This is a genomic window from Kitasatospora sp. CM 4170 (genome assembly GCF_032110285.1).
GTDB classification, from domain to species: Bacteria; Actinomycetota; Actinomycetes; order Streptomycetales; family Streptomycetaceae; genus Kitasatospora; species Kitasatospora aburaviensis.
In genome coordinates this window covers 3,571,423-3,592,250 of record NZ_CP134877.1, presented here as the reverse complement: position 1 = coordinate 3,592,250, position 20,828 = coordinate 3,571,423, and the positions used below count along the sequence as shown (strand labels likewise).

Annotated in this window: 14 protein-coding genes, 1 tRNA gene and 1 pseudogene; 10 read left to right on the top strand and 6 right to left on the bottom strand. The window is 74.1% G+C overall.

Going from position 1 to position 20,828, the window contains the following annotated elements; genetic code table 11:
• Positions 1–222: 222 nt before the first annotated feature.
• Positions 223–1,929, top strand: coding sequence for an ABC transporter family substrate-binding protein (locus tag RMN57_RS14910; protein WP_313763885.1), 1,707 nt, complete (start codon positions 223–225; stop codon positions 1,927–1,929).
• A gap of 545 nt (positions 1,930–2,474) precedes the next feature.
• Positions 2,475–3,665, top strand: coding sequence for a low temperature requirement protein A (locus RMN57_RS14905; protein ID WP_313763884.1), 1,191 nt, complete (start codon positions 2,475–2,477; stop codon positions 3,663–3,665).
• Positions 3,666–3,769: 104 nt separating this feature from the next.
• Here RMN57_RS14905 and RMN57_RS14900 read toward each other — a convergent pair.
• Positions 3,770–4,729 (bottom strand): annotated as a pseudogene (locus RMN57_RS14900) (LysR family transcriptional regulator); the annotation flags it as partial.
• A gap of 222 nt (positions 4,730–4,951) precedes the next feature.
• Between RMN57_RS14900 and snpA (RMN57_RS14895) the strand changes: the two are divergent.
• The 4 genes from snpA (RMN57_RS14895) (at position 4,952) to RMN57_RS14880 (ending at position 9,437) form a co-directional block, all read left to right on the top strand.
• Complete coding sequence (snpA, locus tag RMN57_RS14895) at positions 4,952–5,599, top strand: snapalysin (RefSeq protein ID WP_313763883.1); 648 nt, start codon at positions 4,952–4,954, stop codon at positions 5,597–5,599.
• 91 nt (positions 5,600–5,690) lie between these two features.
• Complete coding sequence (gene snpA, locus RMN57_RS14890; protein WP_380233964.1) at positions 5,691–6,308, top strand: snapalysin; 618 nt, start codon at positions 5,691–5,693, stop codon at positions 6,306–6,308.
• Between the two features lie 224 nt (positions 6,309–6,532).
• Positions 6,533–7,192, top strand: a complete 660-nt coding sequence (locus tag RMN57_RS14885; protein WP_313763882.1) for a pentapeptide repeat-containing protein — start codon at positions 6,533–6,535, stop codon at positions 7,190–7,192.
• 166 nt (positions 7,193–7,358) lie between these two features.
• On the top strand, positions 7,359–9,437 hold the full coding sequence (locus RMN57_RS14880) for a phosphocholine-specific phospholipase C (RefSeq protein ID WP_313763881.1): 2,079 nt from the start codon (positions 7,359–7,361) through the stop codon (positions 9,435–9,437).
• 114 nt (positions 9,438–9,551) lie between these two features.
• Here the strand turns inward: RMN57_RS14880 and RMN57_RS14875 are convergent, their stop codons facing one another.
• The gene (locus RMN57_RS14875) at positions 9,552–10,358 is read right to left on the bottom strand and encodes a phosphoribosyl-dephospho-CoA transferase MdcG domain-containing protein (protein ID WP_313763880.1); all 807 of its coding nucleotides are present in this window, start codon (positions 10,356–10,358) and stop codon (positions 9,552–9,554) included.
• 276 nt (positions 10,359–10,634) lie between these two features.
• Here RMN57_RS14875 and RMN57_RS14870 point away from each other — a divergent pair, with 276 nt between their 5' ends.
• Positions 10,635–10,901, top strand: coding sequence for a hypothetical protein (locus RMN57_RS14870; RefSeq protein WP_313763879.1), 267 nt, complete (start codon positions 10,635–10,637; stop codon positions 10,899–10,901).
• Positions 10,902–11,056: 155 nt separating this feature from the next.
• On the opposite strand, the gene RMN57_RS14865 is transcribed toward RMN57_RS14870, so the two are convergent.
• Complete coding sequence (locus RMN57_RS14865) at positions 11,057–14,299, bottom strand: S41 family peptidase (RefSeq protein ID WP_313763878.1); 3,243 nt, start codon at positions 14,297–14,299, stop codon at positions 11,057–11,059.
• Between the two features lie 366 nt (positions 14,300–14,665).
• Between RMN57_RS14865 and RMN57_RS14860 the strand changes: the two genes are divergently transcribed.
• Positions 14,666–16,216, top strand: coding sequence for a carbohydrate binding domain-containing protein (locus tag RMN57_RS14860; protein ID WP_313767829.1), 1,551 nt, complete (start codon positions 14,666–14,668; stop codon positions 16,214–16,216).
• Positions 16,217–16,338: 122 nt separating this feature from the next.
• Here the strand turns inward: RMN57_RS14860 and RMN57_RS14855 are convergent, their stop codons facing one another.
• Entirely contained in the window at positions 16,339–16,701 is a 363-nt protein-coding gene (locus tag RMN57_RS14855) for a MerR family transcriptional regulator (RefSeq protein ID WP_313763877.1), read from the bottom strand.
• 134 nt (positions 16,702–16,835) lie between these two features.
• On the opposite strand from RMN57_RS14855, the gene hemC reads away from it, so the two are divergent.
• The gene (gene hemC, locus RMN57_RS14850) at positions 16,836–17,771 is read left to right on the top strand and encodes a hydroxymethylbilane synthase (RefSeq protein ID WP_313763876.1); all 936 of its coding nucleotides are present in this window, start codon (positions 16,836–16,838) and stop codon (positions 17,769–17,771) included.
• Between the two features lie 104 nt (positions 17,772–17,875).
• Here hemC and RMN57_RS14845 read toward each other — a convergent pair.
• Both RMN57_RS14845 and RMN57_RS14840 read right to left on the bottom strand, forming a co-directional pair.
• Positions 17,876–17,949: transfer RNA gene (locus RMN57_RS14845), tRNA-Lys, on the bottom strand.
• 64 nt (positions 17,950–18,013) lie between these two features.
• A complete protein-coding gene (locus RMN57_RS14840) occupies positions 18,014–18,922 on the bottom strand; it encodes an NADP-dependent oxidoreductase (protein ID WP_313763875.1) in 909 nt (302 codons plus the stop codon).
• Between the two features lie 262 nt (positions 18,923–19,184).
• Between RMN57_RS14840 and RMN57_RS14835 the strand changes: the two genes are divergently transcribed.
• A complete protein-coding gene (locus RMN57_RS14835) occupies positions 19,185–20,768 on the top strand; it encodes a Na+/H+ antiporter (protein WP_313763874.1) in 1,584 nt (527 codons plus the stop codon).
• Positions 20,769–20,828: the final 60 nt, after the last annotated feature.

Below are 20,828 nucleotides of genomic sequence, written 5' to 3'. Positions count from 1 at the left end.
AGGTGCAGGTCAGGAGTCTGGCACCGGCGCACGGCCGGGGTGTTGCGGGCGTGTTGCCGCCCGTTGCTTTTGGATCAGGCGTGAGCTACTCCCCCTGGTACAGGATCTGATCGACTGTTACGTTCGCTCCTCGGGCACCGACTTGGCTGCCCACGTTCAAGCCTCGCCACACCTCGCGACGCCCAACCCTCGCCACATTCCGGATCTTTCTGGGGGACCCTCATGGACGCATCCACCGCCACGCCCGTCCGCCGTCTCGGTCGGGCCGCCGCCCTCGCCCTCGCCGCCGCGCTGGCGGCAACCGCGTGCAGCTCGGGCGGCGGCTCCGCCGACAACGTCACCAAGAGCGAGCCGCCGAGACAGGGCGCGATCGACATCAACCCCAAGCCGGTGGACCAGCTGAAGGACGGCGGCGAGGTCAAGTTCCCGCTGTACCAGTGGATCACCCAGTGGAACCCGTACCAGGTGGACGGCCGCTACGGCGACGCGGTCGAGATCATGCGGGCGCTGGAGCCCAACCTGTTCACCACCGACGAGTCGGGCACCTTCAAGCCGGTCACCGACTACCTGCTGGAGGCGAAGGTCACCTCCACCTCCCCGCAGGTGGTCACCTACAAGCTCAACCCGAAGGCCAAGTGGTCGGACGGGAAGCCGCTCGGCTACCTGGACTTCAAGGCGGACTGGGAGGCCACCGGCGGCAAGAAGGACGGCTACAACATCGCCGACTCCGCCGGCTACGAGCTGATCTCCGGCGTGGAGCAGGGCGCGGACCCGACCGAGGTCAAGGTCACCTTCTCGGAGCCGTACGCCGACTGGCAGAACCTGTTCCGCCCGCTGATCCCGGCGGCCGGCATCGCCACGGCCGACGACTTCAACAAGGGCTGGGTGGAGAAGATCCCGATCACCGCCGGCGCGCTGAAGGTCGGTACGGCGGACAAGACCGCCCAGGCCCTCACGCTGGTCCCGGACCCGAACTGGTGGGGCGCGAAGCCCAAGGCCGACAAGATCACCTTCCGGGTGATGTCGCAGTCGGCGACCACCCAGGCCTTCCTCAACAACGAGATCGACTTCGCCGCGGCGGGCACCGCGACGGCGTACGGGCAGCTCAAGGACGCCAAGGAGGCGGTGATCCGGACCGCCAGCCCGTGGGACGAGGTGCACATCTCCTTCGGCGGCGGCGGCGCGCTGGCCGACCAGAAGGTGCGCCAGGCGCTCGGCAAGGCGCTGGACCGCTCCGCGCTGATCAAGATCGCCAACAACGGTGTGCCGGTGGAGTTCAAGCCGCTGGGCAACCACATCTTCATGCCCAACCAGACCGGCTACCAGGACAACTCGGGCGAGTGGGCGAAGTTCGACCTGGCCGCCGCCAAGAAGGCGCTGGACGAGGCGGGTTGGAAGGACGCCGGCAGCGGGCAGCCGCGGACCAAGGACGGCCAGTCGCTGACCCTGCACTGGGTGCTCAACGACGCCACCCCGCAGGCGCAGCTCGACCTGGCCACCGCCGCCCAGGCGATGTGGCTGGCGGCCGGCGTCAAGGTCGAGCTCGACAAGGTCCCGAGCAACGACTTCTTCACCAAGTACGTCAATCCTGGCAAGTTCGACGTCGCGAGCTGGCGCAACACCGACTCGTTCCCGCTCTCCAGCAGCCTGGGCAACTTCCGCCTCCCGCAGGGCGACAACGTCTTCGGCAACTTCTCCAAGCTGGGCACGCCGGAGATCGACGGCCTGCTCAAGAAGGCGGCGGGCACCATCGACCCGGTGGAGGCGGCGAAGCTCTACAACCAGGCGGACGCCAGGATCTGGGAGCTCGGCCACACCGTCGAGCTGTACCAGCGGCCGACGGTGGTGGCGGCCCGCAAGGGCCTGGCCAACTACGGCGCGTTCGGCCTGGCCGGCGTCGACTACGCCAAGGTCGGCTGGGAGAAGTGACCGGCGCCGGGGCGGCTCCGGCGGTCCGGGCGGCCTCGTTCGGCAGGTCCGCGTAGACGTCCACGGTGCTACGGCGCCAACGGTGGAGGGGGCGGCACGGCAGGCGCTGGCGAGCAGCGCGGTGATCACGAGGCCGGTGGTGCGGACGCGGGGGAACGGCTCTGCCGCCCCCGCCGTCCCGCCGCCGGCCTTGACCTTCCGCGTTGCCCGCAGGCCGCCCGTGTCGTGGGGTCGCTCCCGGACCCGCTCGCCTCCAACCGGGGAAGAATCTAGCGGGGGATCCGGGCCGCCGCGCCGTACGGCGCGGGCGCGCCCGGAAACCCGTCCCGCTGTCACCCGGTTCGCGCACCAGGGCGTCAACTCTCGCTGACGGAAGGGCATATCGGCGAAAGACGGACGCGAAGCATCGCTTCAAAGCGCCGCTAAGGGCGTGTTCCGCGACCGCGCGCCGGTGCGTGCGCCCGGCCCGCGCCGCTGCCAGGATGCGCGGGACGGCGCAGCACGCCGTCCGGCAGCCCGCCGTCCCGCAGCCCGGAGACCCGACCATGAGCAGCGAACCCGCCGCGGCCCCCCGCCGCCCTCACCCCGTCGACCGGCGCGCGGTGCGCCCGATGGTCCCGCGCAGCCGGGACGAGCCGCACCGGGTGGCCACGCCGCTGGAGCTGTTCTTCGACCTCTGCTTCGTGGTCGCCGTCGGCCAGGCCGGCCGGGAGCTGGCCCACGACCTCGCCGCCGGGCACTACGGCGACGGGCTGAGGGGGTACGTCTTCGCGTTCTTCGCGATCTGGTGGGCCTGGATGAACTTCACTTGGTTCGCCTCGGCGTACGACTGCGACGACGTCCCCTACCGGGTCACCACGCTGGTGCAGATCGCCGGTGTGCTGATCCTCGCGGCCGGCGTGCCCAGGATGTTCGCCGATCAGGACCTGACGCTCTCGGTGGTCGGGTACGTGGTGATGCGCCTGGCCATGGTCACCCAGTGGCTGCGCGCGGCGGCCGGGGAGGAGGGTGCTGCGCGCGGGGTGGCCCTGCGGTACGCGGTCGGGATCACGCTCTGCCAGATCGGTTGGGTCGTGGTGCTGCTGCTGCCGGAGTCGGTCCGGTCGTACGTGATCCCGCTCGGCATCCTGGCCGAGCTGTCCGTGCCGGTGATCGCCGAGCTGCGGCTGCGCACCAGCTGGCACCCGCACCACATCGCCGAACGCTACGGCCTGTTCACCCTGATCGTGCTGGGGGAGACGGTGGCGGCGGCGACCGTCGCGGTGCAGTCGGCGGTGGACGAGCACGAGGGGCTCGGCCGGCTGCTGCCGGTCGCCGCCGGAGGCCTGCTGATCTGTTTCTCGGCCTGGTGGATCTACTTCGCCCGCGAGGTCCACGAGCACCTGCGCTCCAACCGGCAGGCCTTCCTCTGGGGCTACGGCCACTACGTGGTGTACGGGTCGGCGGCGGCGATCGGCGCGGGGCTGGAGGTCGCGGTCGAGTCGGCGGTGTACAAGGCGCACATCTCCGAGACCGCCGCCACCGCGACGGTGACCGTGCCGACGGCGGTCTACCTGTTCACCGTCTGGCTGCTGCACGCCCGGCACGCCAAGACCGGGGTCGAGCAGGCGCTGCTGCCGGTCGCCTCGCTGGCGGTGCTGGCGTGCACCGCGGCCGGCGGCTCGGGCGTCCTGGTGGCCGGCCTGGTGAGCGCGGCCACGGTGGCGGTGGGCGTCACGCTGCACGCCCGCGGCTGACCGGCGGCGGGGAGGGGCTCCCGCGGCTGACCGGCGGTGGGGAGGGGCTCCCGCGGCTGCCCGTCGCGGGGGTCCTCCTGGTGGCCGGGGCCCAGCAGGTGCTGGAGGGCGTGGTCGTGCCGGGCGAGCCAGGCCCGGTAGGCCGGGTTGCCGCGGGCCAGGTCCAGGTAGGCGGCGCGCAGCTCGCCGTAGAGGATCTCCAGCGCGGGCGGGCCGAGCGCCCGCGGCCGCCAGGCGAGCAGCAGCCGGACGGCCAGCGGGTCGCCGTGCACCGGCCGGACGACCGTGCCGGGCCCCGGTGCCGAGGTCGGCTGGCAGGGGCGGACGGCCTCGCCGGAGGCGACCAGCTCGGCGGCGGTGGCGTTGTCGCGCACCTGCACCACCCGGGGGTTGAGCCCGGCCTCGGCGAAGACCCGGCGCATGGCCGCGTACTCGTGGTCGGCGGTCGGGTCGACCATCCAGGTGTCCTCGGCGAGGTCGGCCAGGTGGACCACCGACCGGGCGGCGGCCGGGTGGCCGGCGGCCAGGGCGACGAACTGCGGCTCGCGGGCCAGCAGCACCCGGTGCTCGGCGTCGGACGGCACCCGGAGCGGGAATCCCTCGCTCTCGTGCACGAAGGCCACGTCCAGCTGGTCGGCGGCGACCATCCGCAGCAGGGCGTTGGCGGAGATGTCGATGTGGATGGTGGTGTCCGTCTCCGGCAGCCGCTCGTGCACCCGGCGCAGCCAGGCCGCCACCGCCCGGCTGCCGACGCTGCCGATCCGCAGCCGGCGGGAGCGCTCGCCGCCGGCCGACTCGCGGGCCTCCTGCCGCGCGGCGGCGACCAGCGCGGTCATCTCGGCGATCACGGGCCGGGCCCGGGACAGCACCGAGTGGCCCAGCGCGGTCGGCAGGCTGCCGGTCTGCTCACGGGTGAACAGCCGGCCCCCGATGGTGCGTTCGATGCGGCGCAGCTGGGTGGTGAGGGAGGGCTGGGTCATCCCGAGTTGCCGCGCGGCCTTGCGGAGGCTGCCGGTGTCGGCGATGGCGCACAGCACCCGCAGGTGTCTCACGTCGAGCTCCATTTCGGGAGCTTAACGGGCGAATGGGTTGTGACGCCAGGGACATGACAGACCGTCGGGCGGGTCCGGAGCCCCGCCGGACGGCGGGGATTGGTCCGCGTTATCGCCGGTTGACATCATCCGCCGGGCCGCCGACCTGGCCGAAGCTCTGGGGCAGCAAACCTTCGTCCGATGCCCGCGACCGGCCCCCACCGCCGCGGTGCACCCCCGAATCGGAGCCCCCACATGACGCGCATCCCGCGGATGCTCTCCGCTGCCGTCGGCCTGGCGCTCGCCGCCGGACTGGCCGCGCTGCCCACCACGGCCTCGGCCGCACCCGCCGACCCGTCCGCCGCCGGCGCCCAGCACTACACCCCCTCGGCGTCGGCCCAGCGGAGCAACGGGAAGGCCGACAACCAGGCCTTCTACGAGGCGGTGATGAAGTCGGCGCGGGCCAAGCAGGCCGCGGCGCCGTTCCTCAAGGCCGTCGTGGTGACCTACGACCCCAGCAACGCGCCGTCCTTCTCCGGGGAGATAGCCCGGGCCGCGCAGATCTGGAACGGCTCGGTCGCCAACGTGAAGCTCCAGGCCGGCTCCAACGCCGACTTCTCCTACTACGAGGGCGACGACCCGGGCAACGGCTCGTACGCGAGCACCGACGGGCACGGCCGCGGCTACATCTTCCTCGACTACACGCAGAACCAGGAGTACGACTCCCTGCGCGTCACGGCGCACGAGACCGGGCACGTCCTGGGCCTGCCCGACCACTACTCGGGCCCGTGCAGCGAGCTGATGTCCGGCGGCGGCCCCGGCCCGTCCTGCACCAACCCCTACCCGAACAGCGCTGAGCGCAGCCGGGTCAACTCCCTCTGGCGGTACGGCCTCGCGGGCTGACCCGCGCCGCTCCGCCCCGCAGTACCGGTTCCCCCTTTCCCTCCGTCACCGCGGTCCCCCATGGCCGCGCCCCCGCGAACAGGAGCCCCACGTGAACCGCATCGCCCGTACGCTGTCCGCCGCCCTCGGCCTGGCCCTCGCCGCCGGCGTGGCGGTCCTGCCGACCGCCGCCACGGCCGCTCCGGCCACCCAGGGCTACACCGCGAACGGCTACGCAGGCTCGGCCGCCGAGGACGCGGACAACCAGGCGTTCTACGAGGCCGTCATGAAGTCGGCGCTCGCCAAGCAGGCCGCGGCGCCGCTCCTCAAGGCCGTCGTGGTGACCTACGACGCCAGCAGCGCGCCGACCTTCCGCAACCAGATAGCCCAGAGCGCGCAGATCTGGAACGGCTCGGTCGCCAACGTGAAGCTCCAGGCCGGCTCCAACGCCGACTTCCGCTACTACGAGGGCAACGACTCGCGCGGCTCGTACGCGAGCACCGACGGGCACGGCCGCGGCTACATCTTCCTCGACTACGCGCAGAACCGCCGGTACAACTCGACCCGGGTCACCGCCCACGAGACCGGGCACGTGCTGGGCCTGCCGGACCACTACTCGGGCCCGTGCAGCGAGCTGATGTCGGGCGGTGGACCGGGCACCTCCTGCACCAACCCGTACCCGAACTCCGCGGAGCGCAGCCGGGTGAACTCCCTCTGGGCCCGCGGCTGATCCCGCGCGACACCGGCCCGGCCGCTCCCTCCCCCCCGGGAGCGGCCGGGCCCCCGCCGTCCGCCACCCGGGCGGCGCACCCCGGGAGCAGTGCACCTCGCGCAGTGCACCCCGTGAGCGGCGCGCCTCATGAGCGGTGCACCCCGTGAGCAGCCTGACTGTCGGTGCCGCGTGGGAGCATCCGGGCGAGGAGCCGTACCCCCCGACCGCGAGGTGCCACCGCCATGCCGCTCTCCGTCCCCGACCGCCTGACCGACCTGCCGTACGCCCACCTGCTGACCCCGCACGCCGGCGGCGCGCTGCGCAGCGACGAGCGCTACGACACCGTGCACTTCGACGGCGGCGAGCACCGCGACGTGTCGGCGGCCGGCGCCGTCTTCCTGGAGTGCGCCTTCACCGGCGTCGCGCTCGACGGGGTCCGGCTGCGCCAGGCCCGCTTCACCGAGGTCTGGGCGCAGGCCGGCCGCTGGGTGGGCTGCGACCTCAGCGAGAGCGAGTGGCAGGACAGCGCGTTCACCGGCGGTGTGCTGGCCGGTGTCGCGGCCCACGGCTCGGCGCTGCGCCGCACGGTCTTCCGCGGCTGCAAGCTGGAGGCGGTCAACCTGCGGGCCGCCGTCCTGCGGGACGTGGTCTTCGAGGACTGCCTGCTGCGGGACGTCGACTTCGGCGACGCCAAGCTCACCGACGTGTCCTTCCCCGGCTCGACCCTGGAGGAGGTCCGGCTGCGCGGCGCCAAGCTCACCAGGGCCGACCTGCGCGGCGCCGCCCGCCTCGGCCTGCCCGACGGCCACCAGGGCCTGCGCGGCGCGGTCATCAGCTCCACCCAGCTCCTGGAGCTCGCTCCCCAGTTCGCCCACGCCCTGGGGATCACCGTGAAGGACTGAGGCACCCGCGTTCAGCCGGCCGTCGCTCGGTGACGGCGGGGCGAACAGTCCGCCAACCCTGCTCCGGCCCCCTGGTGGGGTGCTCCGGGCGGGTGGATGATGCTGCGCGATCGATGGGCCCCAACTTGTGTGCACAACATCGCCAGTGAAGGGACGGGCTGGGCTGATGGCCGAGCTGAGTCGTAGGAAGTTCGTCGCGCTGTCCGGAGCGGCCGCGGCCGGCCTGGCCGTGGCCGGCACCACCGGTGCCGGGGCGGCGCCGGGTGCGCCCGAGTCCGCGTCCGCGCCGTCGGCGGCGCTGTCGCAGACCGGCACCATCGCGGACGCGAAGCACATCGTGATCCTGATGCAGGAGAACCGCAGCTTCGACCACTACTTCGGCATGCTGCGCGGGGTGCGCGGCTTCGCCGACCGCAGCGCGATCCAGATCGCCGGCGGCTACAGCGTCTTCAACCAGCCCAACGGGCTGGGCCGCCAGTACCCGTGGCAGTTCAGCCTCACCAAGCCCGCCGGCGGGGCCGACCCGCAGCGGCTGGCGCAGTGCAACGGCGACCTCGCGCACGGCTGGAACGACCAGCACACCGCCTGGAACGGCGGCAAGCTGGACTCCTGGGTCCTCGCCAAGGGCAACGTGCGCACCCTGGGCTTCCTCACCCGCCAGGACATCCCGTTCCACTACGCGCTCGCCGAGAACTGGACCGTCTGCGACGCCTACTTCTGCTCCGTCATCAGCGCCACCGGCCCCAACCGCACCTACCACTGGTCCGGCCAGATCGACCCGGACGGCAAGGCGGGCGGCCCGGCGTACGACGGCGGCGACGAGAAGGGCCTGCGCTGGCAGACCTACGCCGAGGCGCTGGAGAACGCCGGCGTGAGCTGGAAGGTCTACCAGAACGCGGCCGACAACTACGGCGACAACGCCCTCGCCTACTTCACCCAGTTCGCGAACGCCCCGGCCGGCAGCCCGCTCGCCGTCAAGGGCATGGGCTCCGTCCCCAAGGTCACCGGCCGCACCCCGGACGACATCGTCGCCGCGATCAAGGCCGACGTGCTGAACGGCACCCTCCCGCAGGTCTCCTGGATCGTCCCCAACCAGGAGGTCTCCGAGCACCCGTACGCCACCCCGGCCGACGGCGCGCACTTCGTCCACAACGTGATCGACGCGCTCAACGCCGACCCGGACGTCTTCAACTCCAGCGTCCTCTTCCTCAACTACGACGAGAACGACGGTTTCTTCGACCACGTCCCGCCGCCGGCCGCCCCGGCCGGCACCCCCGGCGAGTTCTACGGCGGGAAGAACATCGGCCTGGGCTTCCGCGTCCCGATGATCGCCATCTCGCCCTGGAGCCGCGGCGGCTGGGTCAACTCCGAGGTCTTCGACCACACCTCGGTGCTCCGCTTCCTGGAGAAGTGGACGGCCGCCATCGGCAGGCCGGCCGCCTGCCCCAACATCAGCGACTGGCGCCGCCGGGTCTGCGGCGACCTCACTGGTCTGTTCGACTTCGCCAACCCGGTGTACGGCCTCCCGGCGCTGCCCAACACCGACGCCACGATCGGCCTGTCGACCTGCGGTCCGCTGCCCAACCCCGCCCCGGTGGACAACCGGCTGCCCGTCCAGGAGGCCGGCACCCGCCAGGCCCGCGCCCTGCCCTACCAGCCGAACGCCAACCTGGACCGGCTGGAGTTCGGCTCCGCCGGCGCGATCAAGGTCTGGCTGAAGATGGCCAACGAGGGCCCGCAGGCGCAGAAGTCGGCCCACTTCGCGGCCTACGCCAACGCCTACCGCAGCGGCGGCCCCTGGCAGTACACCGTCGACCCGGGCGGCAACCAGAGCGACTTCTTCAACTGCGGCCTCGGCTTCGGCAGCGGCCCGTACGACCTCTCCGTGGTCGGCCCCAACCGCTTCCTGCGCCGCTTCAAGGGCGACGCCAACAAGGCGGGGAAGAACGCCTCGGTCACCGCGAGCTACGCGGTCGAGCCGGGCACCGGGAAGCTCGCGGTGTACTTCAGGCTGGCCAACGCCGGCAGCACGCCGATGACCTTCACCATCGCCTCGAACAACTACCGCAACGACGGACCCTGGACGTACCAGGTGCCGGCCGGCGGCAGCGTCAGCGACTACTTCAACGCCGTCGCCTACACCAACGGCTGGTACGACTTCACCATCACGGTGGACGCCGAAGCCGGCTGGTCGCAGCGGTTCACCGGCCACCTGGAGACCGGGGCGCCCAGCATCAGCGGCTGACACCCGTCGGGCGGGTGCCGCACGCCGGGCGGCACCACGGCACACCGGGCGGCGCCACGGACGGCGGGGCGGCAGGCCCGGACGGCCCGTCCGGGCCTGCGCCAGGCCCGTCCGTCAGGGCAGGCACCACCGGCGGCCCCGGGGGAACCACGGATCGTGGACCTCCCGGGGCCCGTCCGGCGTCAGCAGCGTGAGGGTCGGCGCCCCGGCCGCGTACTCGGCGAGCAGCACCGCGCCGTACCGGGTCTCCAGCTCCGCCTGCACCGGGACGGGCAACCGGCCGAGGGCCCGCCGCAGCAGCAGCGCGTCCCGCCGGCTCACCGGCTGCGGGGCGCGCAGCACCAGCCGCAGCGGACTCAGCGGCCCGGCCACCGGGACGCCCGTGCCCAGTTCGTAGCCGACCGCGCCGATCGGCCCCCAGGCCAGCCGGTGCTCCGCGACCAGCCGCCCGGCCGCCGGCAGCGCCGCGAGCGCCGGGACCGCCGCGACCCGTCCGGGCGGCAGCAGCTCCTCCCGGCCGACCAGCTGCTCGGGCCGCAGCGTACGGGCCACCGCCGACCGGGGCGCCAGCGCGTCCAGCCGCCGGCCGCGCTCCGCGCCGCGCACCGTCACCGGCAGCCACTGCTCCGGCGCGGCCGAGACGTCCCGGGTGCAGCGCACCGGGTGCGGGGTGTCCGCCGGCCCGCCGACCACGGCGGGCGCCCGGCCGACCGTCACCCACGGGTGCACCCGCAGCACCGCGCGGGCCCATTCCGGCAGTTCGCCGCCGCCGACCGGCCGCAGCGAGCCGGGGCACTGCATCAGCAGCAGGTCGTGCGGGCCGGCCAGCCGCCCGTCGAGGGCGGCCAGCGGGCCGACCAGGCGGCGCGCACCGCCGTGGTGGTCCTCCGGCGCGGTGCGGTGGGCGGGGGCGACGGTCACGGCAGGCCTCCAACGGTCACGGGGACTCCGGGGACGGCGCGGATCGGGACCGGCCGACGCCTCCCACCCTCCGCCGCCGGTCCGCCGCCCGCCACGGCCGTTGGACGCCCACCGCCCGGGACCTTGGGCCCGTTTTCAAATCCCCCCTCCGCGGGGCGACGCCGGTCCCCGGGGCCCGACCGCGCCGGGGCCGGCGCCCCGCCCCGCCCAGCGGATGCGCCCGTGGGACACCGGTGTGAGAGTGGGGGCAGCCCGGAATTCGTCCGAGGAGGAGTCATGGGCATCTTCGACAGGTTCCGCCACAAGGCGCACCACGCCGACGAGGAGGCCAGGTCCTCCCTCGGCGGGAGCCACGAGCAGGACACCACCGCGATGACGGACGCCGCCCAGCGCGCCGCCCTCGCCCACGACGAGGCCGCCGACGCGTTCGGCGCCGAGACCGAGAAGGCCCGGGAGGCCCGGGCGTCCGCGGACGTCACCGAGCGGCAGGCCGAGCAGCGCGCCCGGGAGGACATGACGGCCGAGGGTGACCCCTGGGACTGACGTCCCGCACGCATCGCACGGCGGCGGGCGCATCCGGAGAAACGGACGCGCCCGTCGCCGCTGCTGCCCCACTGCAGCCCGCGCGGCCGCCCGGCCCACCGCCCGCACCGGTCCGCCTGCGCGGCCGCCCGGTTCACCCGAGTGGGCGCGCCCGTTCACCCGTCCGGCGGGCCGGTCCACCCGCGTGGCGGAAGCTGCGGCCGGCGCAGGTCCGGGCGCGGCGTGTCCTCCGGCGGCGGGACGGCGGCCGGGGCGTCCTCCAACAGGTCCAGCGCCAGCCGCACCGCGGTCACCAGCTCGGGGTGGAGCCCCCGGGCCCAGTCCTGCGGGCTGCGCAGCACGTGCACGTCCGGCTCCGCACCGTGGTTCTCCACCGACCAGCCGAGCCCGCCGGTGAACCAGGAGGCGTTCTTCGGCACGGAGATCTGCGTCCCGTCGCCGAGGGTGTGCCGCCCGGTCATGCCGACCACCCCGCCCCAGGTGCGGTTGCCCACCACCGGGCCCAGCCCGAGCAGCTTGATCGCGGTGATGATGACGTCGCCGTCCGAGCTGGTGGCCTCGTCGGCGAGGGCCACCACCGGCCCGCGCGGCGCGTCCCGGGGCCACCGGACCGGGTGCCGGCCCCGGCTGAAGTCCCAGGCCAGCACCCGCCGGGTGAGCTTCTCCAGCACCAGCTCCGACACGTTGCCGCCGGCATTGCCACGCACGTCCAGCACCAGCGCGGGCTTGTCGAGCTCGCGCCGGACGTCCCGGTTGAACTGCGCCCACCCGGAGCCGCCGAGGTCGGGGATGTGCAGGTAGCCGCACCGGCCGTCGCTGAACTCCCGGACCAGCGAGCGCCGCTTGGCCACCCAGTCCTGGTAGCGGATGGGCCGCTCGTCGGTCAGCGGGGTCACCGCGATCCGGCGGACCGCCCCGTCCGGACCGCCGGTGCGCAGGGTGAGCTCGACGGTGGTGCCGCCGGTGCCGACCAGCAGCGGCGACGGGCCGCGGACCGGGTCCAGCGGGCGCCCGGCCACCGCCAGCAGCTCGTCCCCGTTCCGGACCCCGTGGGTGGCGAGCGGGGCGCGGGCCCGCGGGTCGGAGGACTCGCCGGGCAGGATGCGGTCGACCAGCCAGCGCCCGTCGGAGGTGCGGTGCGCGTTGGCGCCGAGCAGGCCGAGCGGCTGCTGCGCCAGTGCCGGGCCCTCGCCGCGCCGGGACGGGGTGACGTAGGCGTGCGAGGTGCCCAGCTCGCCGAGCAGCTCGCGGAGCAGGTCGGCGAAGTCGTCCGGGCTCGCGATCCGCGCCAGCAGCGGCTCGTACTGGGCCACCAGCGCGGGCCAGTCCAGGCCGGACATCCCGGCGTCCCAGAACTGGTCCCGGACGATCCGGGCGGCCTCGCGGTACGCCTGGCGCCACTCGGCGGCCGGGTGCACGGTGTGGGTGATCCGGCGCAGGTCCACGCTGGTGGACGCGGAGGGCGCGGTGACCGGGACGATCCGCAGGGTGCCCGCCGCGTAGACGGCCACCGAGCCGCCGTCGCCGGAGACGGCGTAGCCGTCCAGCTTGTCGGCGAGCGTGCTGCGGCTGCCCCGGGCCAGGTCGAAGTACTCCAGTGACGGGCGGCCCGAGGTGTCGTCCGGGTTGGTGAAGGTCTGCCCGAGGGTGCCGGAGATGGGCCAGCGCAGCCAGACCAGACCGCCGCGCACGGCGTCGGTGGCCGAGTACTTGGAGGCGATCACCGGGAACGGGGTCAGCCGGTCCCCGATGCCCTCGGGGTCGACCTCCACGGTGCCGTCGCCGCCGCCGTCGCCGTGCGGGGCGCCGTCCTCGGCGGAGGCGGAGAACGGCGAGGGGGTGTCGGCGGAGAGCGGCACGAGGTAGGGCCGGCAGCCGAGCGGGAACGAGAGGTCGCCGGTGTGCACGTCGTGGACCGGGTCGAAGCCGCGCCAGGAGAGGAAGGCCAGGTAGCGGCCGTCCCGGGTGAACACCGGCTGCTCGTCCTCGAACCGGCCGTCGGTGACCTCGGTGACCGGCGCCTCCCCGTCGGCGCGGGTGAGCCGGATCCGGCGCAGCGAGCGGCCGGCGGCCGGCTGGGACCAGGCGATCCAGTGCGAGTCGGGGGAGAACCGGGCGCTGGAGACGGGCCCGTGGCCGGAGGCGGCCAGTTCGCGCACGGCGCCGTCGGCGGTGGCGAGCAGCAGCAGCCGCCCGTCGGAGGTGGCGGCGGCCAGGTGGGCGCCGTCGGGGGAGGCGGTCAGCTCCAGGACCCGGCCGAGCCGGCCGGCCGCCAGCACCCGGTGCCCGTGCTGGGCCGGGGTGGCCTGGTGGCCGGGCAGCGGGACGATCTCGACGGCGTCCTCGCCCTCGGCGTCGGTGATCCAGGCGGCCTCGCCGGTGTGCCCGAGCACCACCGGCAGCCGGGTGCGGACGCCCGGGGTGTCGGCGAGCGCCCGCGCGGGGCCGTCGCGGTGGGTCAGCCAGTACTGGCTGCCGCGCACGGTGATCACCCCGGCGCGGCCGGTCTGGTCGCAGGCGAGGTCCTTGACGTGCGAGGCGGCGCTCACCAGGTACGGCCGCCGGCCGGCCCGCGCGCCCCCGAGCGGGACGCGCAGCCGGCGCGGGCCCGGCGCGTCCAGGCTCTCCAGCAGCCAGAGGTCGCCGCCGTGCTGGTAGACGATCCGGGTGCCGTCGCTGGCGGCCTCGCGGGCGTAGTAGGAGGCGTGGTCGGTGTGCCGGCGCAGGTCGGTGCCGTCGGGGCGGCAGGAGTACAGGTTGCCGATCCCCTCGTGGTCGGAGAGGAAGGCGACCCGGTCGCCCTCGGCCGCGGTGACCGGCATGGGGGAGGCGAGGTGGCCGCGGTGGCCGGCCAGGATCCGCTCGCCGTCGACCCAGAGCCGCCCGACGGCGCCGCCCCGGTAGCGCTTCCAGGCGGCGGGCTCGTGCGGGGCGGCGCCGGTGAGCAGCACGGTGTGCGAGCGGTTCATCTGGGCGTCGCCGACCGGGCCCCAGGGCATCCGGCGCCCGGGCGCGCCGTCCGGCGGCAGGGCGTGCGCCCAGGTGTAGTGGCCGAATGGCTCGTGGAACGAGGTGACGGCGAGGAGTTCGCCGTCGGGCAGCCAGCCGCGCAGCCGGGTGTCCTGGCTGCCCCAGTGGGTCAGCCGGGTGGCCGCGCCGCCGCCGACCGGCGCGGTCCAGACCTCCGGGGTCGGGCTCTGCCAGGCGGTCCAGCCGAGGGTGCCGCCGTCGGGCGAGAGCCGGGGGTGGCTGACCCGGGTGCGGTCGCAGCTGACCCGCCAGGCGCGGCCGACGGTGCCGTCCGGGTCGAGCGGGGCCACCCAGACGTCGTCCTCGGCGGCGAACGCCAGCAGGTCCCCGCGCAGGTGGGGGTAGCGGAGGTAGCCGGGCGAGGTCACCTCTCCATGGTTCGACGGGGTGTCACGCCCGGCAACCGGACGCCGGGCCGGGACCGGCCGGGGCCGGTCCGGACCATTGACACCGCACCGGCGGATCCACTTCAGTGGTCTAGTCCAACTAGGGTGCGCGGTCGGGCCGGACCCCCACTGGCGCGTACCTCCGGCGTGCCCCCGGACGTCCCCCACGATCCGCGCTTCCGCAGGAGCCCCCGCATGCGCAGAACACCCCTACCCGGCGCCGGTGACCCGCCCGCCGGGGCCTCGCCCGCCGGTGACTCGCCCGCCGGCGCCTCGCCCGCTCGTCACCGCCGCAGCCCCCGCACCCTGGTCGCCGCCGGTACCGCCTCGGCCGTGGCCGCCGCCACGATGGTCGGCCTGACCCTCGGCCTGGCGCCCGCCGCCTCGGCCGGTGAGTTCCTGGTCAACGGCGGCTTCGAGAGCGGCGCCCTGAACCCCTGGAGCTGCGGCGCAGCCGGCAGCGTCGTCACCGGCCAGGCCCACGGCGGTGGTCACGCCCTCGCCGGAGCCGCCTCGGCGGGCGACAACGCCCAGTGCACGCAGACCGTGACGGTCGCCCCCAACACCACCTACACGCTCAGCGGGTGGGTGAAGGGCTCCTACGTCTACCTCGGTGTGACCGGTGGCGCCTCCACCTGGACGCCCGGCACCGGCGGCGCCTACCAGAAGCTCAGCGTCGGCTTCACGACCGGTGCCACCCAGACCAGCGTCACCGTCTACACCCACGGCTGGTACGGCCAGGGCACCTACTACGCGGACGACCTCTCCCTGGACGGCCCGGGCGCGCCCTCGCCCACCGTCACCCCGACGGTCACCCCGACCGCGACGCCGACCGTCACCCCGACGGTCACCCCGACCGCGACCCCCACCGCGCCGCCGTCCGGCGGCCACGCCCTGGTCGGCTACCTGCACGCCAGCTTCGCCAACGGAGCCGGCTACACCCGGATGGCCGACGTCCCGGACTCCTGGGACTTCATCAACCTCTCCTTCGGCGAGCCGACCTCCGTCACCTCCGGCGACATCCGCTTCAACCGTTGCCCGGCCACCGAGTGCCCGACCGTGGAGTCCGACGCCGGCTTCAAGGCCGCGATCGCCGCCAAGCGCGCCAAGGGCAAGAAGGTCCTGATCTCGATCGGCGGCCAGAACGGCCAGGTCCAGCTCACCACCACCGCCGCCCGTGACGCCTTCGTCGGCTCGGTCTCGGCGATCATCGACAAGTGGGGCCTGGACGGGCTCGACATCGACTTCGAGGGCCACTCGCTGTCCCTGCAGACCGGCGACACCGACTTCAAGAACCCGACCAGCCCGGTCGTGGTCAACCTGATCTCCGCGCTCAAGACGCTCAAGGCCAGGTACGGGCCCGGCTTCGTCCTCACCATGGCGCCGGAGACCTTCTTCGTCCAACTCGGCTACCAGTACTACGGATCCGGCCCCTGGGGCGGCCAGGACCCGCGCGCCGGCGCCTACCTGCCGGTGATCCACGCCCTGCGCGACGACCTCACCCTGCTGCACGTCCAGGACTACAACTCCGGCTCCATCATGGGCCTGGACAACCAGTACCACTCGATGGGCGGGGCCGACTTCCACGTCGCGATGACCGACATGCTGCTCAAGGGCTTCCCGGTCGCGGGCAACACCGCCAACGTGTTCCCGCCGCTGCCCGCCGGCAAGGTGGCCATCGGCATGCCGGCCACCACCAGCGCGGGCAACGGCTACGTCGCCCCGGCCGAGGTCGACAAGGCGCTGGACTGCCTGACCAGGCTGGCGAACTGCGGCGGCTACGTCCCCAGGGCCGGCGCCCAGCCCGACCTGCGCGGGCTGATGACCTGGTCCATCAACTGGGACCAGTTCGGCGGCCGGGAGTTCTCCCGGAACTTCGACGGCTACTTCCGCCGCTGACGGATCCGCCGCCGTTCCACGACCGGCCGCTCCGCCGCCGTTCCACCACCGACCGCTCCGCCGGGTGCCGGGCGTGTCCGGGGGGCCTGGCCCCGGGCGCACCGTACGGTACCCGGCGGAGCTCACGCCCCGACGCGCACCGCCGCCAGGTAGTCGGCGATGGCGTCCCGGTTGCGGGTGAGGCACTGGATCCGCCGCGTCATGCTGGTGAGCTCGTGCTCCAGCGTGGCGAGCATCTCCGGGGTGGCGTCCGCGAAGTGGATGGTCCGGGGCTTGCTCAGGCAGGGCAGGATCTGCTTGATGATCCTGGTCGGCAGCCCGGCGTCGAGCAGGCCCCGGATCTGCAGCACCCGGTCGACCGAGGGCTCGTCGTACGTGCGGTAGCCGTTGGCGCAGCGCTCGGAGAAGATCAGACCCTGTTCCTCGTAGTAGCGCAGCAGCCGCCGGGACGTTCCGGTCCGCTCCGCGAGCTCCCCGATCTGCATGTGGCCCACCTCACCGCCGGTCGCGTACGGCCCTGACACCAGTGTGCGGTTTCGAGCATAGCCGCGGCGGCGGCACGGCGGCCCACGATCCGGGCAGCGCGGGAGCGCAGCGCCTGACGGTCTATCATCCGGTCATGGCAACCGCAGAGTTGATCCGCATCGTCTCCCGCTCCTCGCCGATGGCCCTGGCCCAGGTCGAACGGGTCCGCGCCGAGCTGGCCGCCCTGCACCCGCAGGTGCGGACCGAGGTGGTCCCGGTGACCACCTCCGGGGACCGCTGGATGGGCGACCTCGCGCGGCTCGGCGGCAAGGGCGCCTTCACCAAGGAGGTCGACGCGGCCCTGCTGGCCGGCGAGGCGGACCTCGCGGTGCACTGCCTCAAGGACGTACCGGCCGACCGCCCGCTGCCCGCCGGGACCGTCTTCGCCGCCTACCTGCGCCGCGACGACATCCGCGACGCCCTCGTCCACCCCGGCGGCCTGACCCTGGACGAGCTGCCGCCCGGAGCCCGGATCGGCACCTCCTCGGTCCGGCGCCGGGCCCAGCTCGCCGCCTCCCACCCGCACCTGGAGTGCGTGCCGATGCGCGGCAACGCCAACAGCCGACTGGCCAAGCTGGCGGCCGGCGAGGCGGACGCCCTGCTGCTCGCGGTCTCCGGGCTGGAGCGGATCGGCGAGCCGGACCGGATCACCGAGATCCTCCCGCCGGAGACGATGTGCCCGCCGATCGGCGCCGGCATCCTCGCCCTGCAGTGCCGCGAGGACGACGCGGCCACCATCGAGGCGGTCGCCGGTCTCGGTGACCACCCCACCTGGCGCGAGGCGAGCGCCGAGCGGATGTTCCTGCACGTCCTGCAGGGCCACTGCAACTCGCCGATCGCCGGCTACGCCAAGGCCGAGCCGGACGGCCGGCTCTCGCTGCGCGGCCGGGTCTTCTCCCCGGACGGCAAGCAGGTCCTGGACGCCCACGAGTGGGCCGGCTCGCTCACCCCGGAGGACCTCGGCACCGCGACCGCCCTGGCGCTGAAGCGGCAGGGGGCGTCCGAGCTGATCGCCGCCATCCCGCACTGAGTCCACCGGAGCCGCCCCCGGGGTCCAGCCCGGGGGCGGTCGGCCGGGGTGCCCGGAAACGCCGGAAGGCCCTTCGCTCTCGCGAAGGGCCTTCCGGCTGTCTGTGCGCCGCCAGGGACTCGAACCCCGGACCCGCTGATTAAGAGTCAGCTGCTCTAACCAACTGAGCTAGCGGCGCCTGCTGACGTGGAGAACATTACCCGGTCACCAGCGGAAACACACAATCGGCCCGGCCGGCCCGCTCAGGGCGTGAGCACGACCTTGCCCCGGACGTGCCCGGTGCCGACCATCCGGTGCGCGTCCGCGGCCCGCTCCAGCGGGAAGGCCGCGGCGATCTCCACCCGGAGGCCGCCCGCCTCCCAGAGCTCCACCAGCTCGGTCAGCCGGGCCGCCGACCGCTGCGTCCGCAGCTGCCGCAGGCCGAGCCGCGCGGCGGTGGCGTGGTCGGTGACGGTGCCGATCCGGTCCCGGTCGGCCACCAGCTCGACGGACGCCTCCAGCGCGCCGCGCCCGGCCGCGTCGAAGGCGGCGTCCACGCCGTGCGGCGCCACCGCCCGCACCCGCTCGACCAGGCCCTCGCCGTACGCGACCGGGACCGCACCCAGCTCCCGCAGGTAGTCGTGGTTGCGCGCGCTCGCGGTGCCGATCACCGTGGCACCCCAGGCGCGGGCCAGCTGGACGGCGGCCGTGCCGACCCCGCCGGAGGCGCCGTGCACCAGCACGGTGTCGCCGCGGCCCACCTTCAGCTCGGTCAGGGCGGTGTGCGCGGTCTGGCCGGAGGCGGAGAGCGCGCCCGCCTGCTCCCACGGCATCGCGGCCGGCTTGGCGACCAGGTGCGCGCCGTCCACCGTGACGAACTCGGCGTGCCCGTCGAGGAGGCGGAAGCCCAGCACCTCGTCGCCGACCTCCCAGCCGAAACTGCCCGCCCCGAGCTGGTCGACCACCCCGGCGAACTCGTTGCCCGGCACCACCGGCGGCTCCAGCCGGGTGCCCGGCGGGCTCCAGCCCTCCCGGACGGCGAGGTCGACGGGCTGCACCCCGGCCGCACGGACCCGGACCCGCACTTCGCCCGGCCCAGCGGCGGGGGTGGGCACCTCGGCCACCCGCAACACCTCGGGGCCGCCGAACCGGGGGACGGTCACTGCCTTCATCGACTTCCTGCCTGTCTGTCGGGCCGCTGATCGGTCCTTTCGATGATCAGACTTCAAGCGCGCTTGAGGTCAAGCGCCGTCCGGCGTGTTGCGGCAGTTGGGCGCATTGTCAGATTTATCCTGAACGGCGGCCGGTGCCGTGCGCTCCGGCCGCCCCGGTCCGTCCACCGGTCCGCGGCCGTCCGCCGGTTCGCCCCGGCCCGGCCGCCCCGGTCCGTCCACCGGGCCGCCCCGGTCCGTCCGCCACCGAGAGGAACCTCCCGTGGGCCAGCTGCCCCTGCTCTTCCTGGTGCTGCTCGCCTCCGTGGTGACCATGCCGCTCGCCCGGCGGAGCGGCGTGCCGCAACCCGTGCTGATGACCCTGCTCGGCATCGTCATGGCACTCGTCCCGCAGATCCCGGACATCGCCCTCGACCCCGATCTGATCCTGCCGCTGGTCCTGCCGCCGCTGATCTTCGCCGTCGCGCGGCGCTCCTCGGTCCGCTACTTCCGAGCCAACATCCGCTCGATCCTGCTGCTCGCGGTCGCCCTGGTGGTGGTCACCACCGCGGCCGTCGCCGGGGCCGTGCACTGGCTGCTGCCGACGCTGCCGATCGCGGCCGCCGTCGCGGTCGGCGCACTGGTCTCACCGCCCGACCCGGTCGCCGCCGTCGCGGTGGCCGGCAGCGTCGGCCTGCCCCGCCGGCTGGTGGCGATCCTGGAGAGCGAGGGACTCTTCAACGACGTCACCGCGATCGTGATCTACTCGCTGGCCATCGAAGCGGTGGTCGGCGGCGACTTCTCGGCCGAGAACGCCGTGCTGCGCTTCGTGCTCTCGGCCGTCCTCGCCGTCGTCATCGGCGTCGCGCTCGGCTGGGCCAACGCCAGGATCGCCTCCTACCTGGAGGACCCGACCCAGCAGGTCGCGCTCAACCTGCTGGTCCCGTTCGCCGCGTACACCCTGGCCGAGGAGATCCACGGCTCCGGCGTGCTGGCCGTCGTGGTCTGCGGGCTCTACCTCGCCGAGCGGGCCGCCGACGCCGATGCCGTCTCGTACCGGCTCGTCGGCAACGCCTTCTGGGAGATCGTGGAGATCCTGATCACCGGCGTGGCCTTCGGCCTGATCGGGCTGGAGCTGGCCACCGTCCTCAAGGAGGCGGGCGACGGCTGGACCGCCATGATCGGCGACGCGGCGGCGGTCATCGGGGTCGTGGTGCTGGTCCGGCTGCTCTGGCTGCTCCCGGCCGGCTGGGTCTCCAGGAGGCTGCGCTCGGGGGACGAGGAGGACACCCCGATCAGCTGGCAGGAGAGCGTGGTGCTCTGGTGGTCCGGGATGCGCGGGGTGGCCACCGTCGCGCTGGCCCTGGCCGTCCCGCTCACCCTGGACTCCGGCGAGGCCTTCCCGGAGCGCGGCCGGCTGGTCTTCATCGCCTTCAGCGTCGTCCTCTTCACCCTGCTGGTCCAGGGCCTGACGCTGCCCTGGCTGGCCAAGCGGCTCCACCTGGACATCGACCACGACCGGCACGAGCAGGCCGTCCGCCAGCTCTGGTGGCGGGCCGCCAAGGCCGGGCTGGAGCGGCTGGGCGAACTGGAGGAACTCGACCGGCTGCCCGCGGAGGTGGCCGACCGGCTGCGGGACCGTCAGCACGACCGGCTGGCCCGCCTCTGCCCGGAGAAGTACGCCGAGGAGGAGGCGGCCGAGGCGAAGCAGCGGCTCAGCCAGTGGCGGGCCGCGCACAGCGTCGAGCAGGAGATGATCGCCGCCTCCCGGCGCGAGATGCTGGCCGCCCGCAGCGAGCTCGGCGCCGACCCCGAGCTGGTCGACCAGGTGCTGCGGGGGCTGGACCTGCGCTCCGAACGGAAGTGACGCGCCGTCCGCCCGGGCTCCGGCCGCCGCCGACGGAGCGTCCGCGAACGGAATGTGCGC

Coding starts and splice junctions, on each gene's coding strand:
- hemC (WP_313763876.1), top strand. CDS start 16,836: ATGGCAACCGCAGAGTTGATCCGCATCGTCTCCCGCTCCTCGCCGATG.
- RMN57_RS14905 (WP_313763884.1), top strand. CDS start 2,475: ATGAGCAGCGAACCCGCCGCGGCCCCCCGCCGCCCTCACCCCGTCGAC.
- RMN57_RS14885 (WP_313763882.1), top strand. CDS start 6,533: ATGCCGCTCTCCGTCCCCGACCGCCTGACCGACCTGCCGTACGCCCAC.
- RMN57_RS14880 (WP_313763881.1), top strand. CDS start 7,359: ATGGCCGAGCTGAGTCGTAGGAAGTTCGTCGCGCTGTCCGGAGCGGCC.
- RMN57_RS14840 (WP_313763875.1), bottom strand. CDS start 18,922: ATGAAGGCAGTGACCGTCCCCCGGTTCGGCGGCCCCGAGGTGTTGCGG.
- RMN57_RS14870 (WP_313763879.1), top strand. CDS start 10,635: ATGGGCATCTTCGACAGGTTCCGCCACAAGGCGCACCACGCCGACGAG.
- RMN57_RS14910 (WP_313763885.1), top strand. CDS start 223: ATGGACGCATCCACCGCCACGCCCGTCCGCCGTCTCGGTCGGGCCGCC.
- RMN57_RS14855 (WP_313763877.1), bottom strand. CDS start 16,701: ATGCAGATCGGGGAGCTCGCGGAGCGGACCGGAACGTCCCGGCGGCTG.
- snpA (WP_313763883.1), top strand. CDS start 4,952: ATGACGCGCATCCCGCGGATGCTCTCCGCTGCCGTCGGCCTGGCGCTC.
- RMN57_RS14860 (WP_313767829.1), top strand. CDS start 14,666: ATGGTCGGCCTGACCCTCGGCCTGGCGCCCGCCGCCTCGGCCGGTGAG.